This window comes from Microcoleus sp. Pol12B5, from assembly GCF_036701335.1.
In the GTDB taxonomy this organism is placed as follows: domain Bacteria; phylum Cyanobacteriota; class Cyanobacteriia; order Cyanobacteriales; family Microcoleaceae; genus Microcoleus.
Genome location: NZ_JAUBQQ010000150.1, coordinates 1 through 2,276 on the forward strand (window position 1 = coordinate 1; position 2,276 = coordinate 2,276).

Consider the following 2,276-nt stretch of genomic DNA (forward strand, 5'->3'; position numbering starts at 1 on the left):
CCCCATCTTTTTTTACCTCACGTTGGGCAAATCCGCCACTGGTGGGGCTTTTGACGGGGTTGTCACCCCGTCAGGTCAAGAGTCTCATGGAAAAAACTCACACTAACTAACGATGGTCTATATGTAGTTGTAAATGTGGCAGATAAAATCTATAAAATTGGTCGAAAGGTGACTGATGATTTCAAAAAAAACATGAAAATTCTTTTTGATGAATATTTACCCAAATGGAATTATCGAGCCGTACCTCAACTCACTCACTCACTCACTCACTCATCAATCAAGTTATTGATTTTTCATTTATTAGCAAAACATGAACGTAACCTGAAAAAAAAGCAGCAAAAACTAGCCAGAAAGGAGAAAAGAAGCAAGTATAGAAATAAAGCCAGGAAACTGGTTGCTAGGGTTCACGAACAAATTAGCAATGTCCGTCAAGACTACTTACATAAGCTACCCTTGAAAGCTTGTTGACAATAACAAAGTCATCGTAGTCGAAAGTCTCAACACAAAGGGCATGGTTCGTAACCACAAACTAGAAGAGAGCAATTTCTGATGTATGTTGGAGGATGTTTGTCAATTTCTTGCAGTACAAACTAGACCGTGAAGGTAAAGTGTTGGTAGAGATTGACCGATGCTTCTCTAGCTCGAAACTCTGTTCAAACTGCCACTATCAGGTGAGTGAAATGCCATTAGATGTTAGGGCATGGACTTGTCCTCGTTGTGGTATCCATCACAATAGAGATGGCAACGCTTCAGCAAATATTAGAGCAGAATGACTCAGAATGCTATCAGTCTTGGAAAGCAGGACTGCTGAGTAGAGGAGGGGATGTGAGTCCGAGACTGGGACGCAAGTCCAAGTTGACGCAATCCCCGTTGAAGTCAGAAGCTCACGCTGTACCTTTATGTCAGCGCTGGGTAGTTTACGAAAACAGGACGCTCTCCGTTCTATGTGAAAATCATAAAGATCTTGTAAAGACACCACAAATACTTAGTAATGTTTGACGGTCTGTGGCAATATTTAAGTAGAATTACGTAATCAATAAGTCGGACAGCGGCAGGCTGGCAAATTCAGTAACTCCCTGCTCTGTTGCCGGAGTGGTAAACTTTTGCCAGTCTAGTAGAAAAAGGGTTGCTATGAATCAGCAAATATCAGCTCAATCGCAAAAGCTTTTACTCCAAATTGGCAGAAATATTCGTCGAACCTTGGATCTCAATACCATCTGGCAGCAAACAGTTAACAGTCTTGGAGAAACACTAGGCGTCAGCCGCTGTATACTTTGTCCCTATGAAAGTTCTAGCCTGCAAGTCAAAGTAGCTGCTGAATACTGCCAAGAACCATTTTTACCCATGCTGGGAATGGAAATCTCGCTCACAGCAGCACCTCATTTCCTTCAAGCTCTAGCCACCCTCGAACCGGTGGTAGTAGAGTCCTTTGCAGCCAATGACTCTTTTGGGCCGCAGTCGCTGCTAGTGGTGGCTACCGCTTACCAAGAGCAACCTAACGGCATAATTAGCTTGCATCAGTGCAAAGGTCGATCGTCGGGAAAGGGTAAGACCGATCGACCTTGGACTCAATCGCAGATCGAATTTGCACAAGAACTTGCCGAGCAAGTAGGAAGTGCGATCGCCCTTGCTACCCTCTACCAAGAGCGCACCAAGCGAGTACAAGGACTATCCCAGCTCAAAAAGCAATTTTTGTTGAAGGCGTCCCACGAGCTCCGCACTCCCCTAAATCACATCATCGGCTATCTACAACTAACCATAGACGACCAAGCTGACGATCCCATAGAGGAGAGAGATTTTATCGAAGAAGCTCACCGTTCAGCTATCCATCTTTCTCAGGTAATTTCCAATATCTTAGATTACATTGAGTTAAGTGAAGCTTGCCAAACTCACGCAGAGTTAGCCACTTTCAGGAGTCAGGAAAAATCGGGGCATCAGTAAACCTTCTAGTGGCGTATTTAACAAGTCTAATATTTACGTTTCCACAAGTTTTACACAGGAAAAAACTGACAATTTATCGATAGATTCCCTCAATAAATTCGATAGCTGGTTCATCAATTATTTTTAGGGAATTATAGTTTTACACAGTACAGCATAGCAACTACTACACGTAGTAAGCTGTCGAGCATTTAAATTACATATTGTCTGTTCCCCATTTCTAGTTTGCTGTTCCCTTTCACCAAATCCTCACACCCTATTTAGGGCTTGCTGAATAATCGATCGCAAACTAAGAACAGGAGCGATCGATCTATTCAAGCTCGATTAAAGATAAGTTG

General features: G+C 42.8%; 3 protein-coding genes. All 3 read left to right on the forward strand.

The window, feature by feature from the left end:
* Positions 1-135: 135 nt before the first annotated feature.
* The 3 genes from QUA24_RS27435 to QUA24_RS27085 all read left to right on the forward strand — a co-directional run bounded on the left by QUA24_RS27435 (position 136) and on the right by QUA24_RS27085 (position 1,941).
* Positions 136-468, forward strand: coding sequence for a transposase (locus tag QUA24_RS27435; protein ID WP_445242657.1), 333 nt, complete (start codon positions 136-138; stop codon positions 466-468).
* Positions 469-563: 95 nt separating this feature from the next.
* Positions 564-773 carry a transposase gene (locus QUA24_RS27080; protein ID WP_333233497.1) on the forward strand — a complete coding sequence of 70 codons (210 nt, stop codon included), beginning with the start codon at positions 564-566 and terminating at the stop codon, positions 771-773.
* A 358-nt stretch (positions 774-1,131) separates the two neighbouring features.
* The gene (locus QUA24_RS27085; protein ID WP_333233498.1) at positions 1,132-1,941 is read left to right on the forward strand and encodes a GAF domain-containing protein; all 810 of its coding nucleotides are present in this window, start codon (positions 1,132-1,134) and stop codon (positions 1,939-1,941) included.
* The last annotated feature ends 335 nt before the right edge of the window (positions 1,942-2,276 follow it).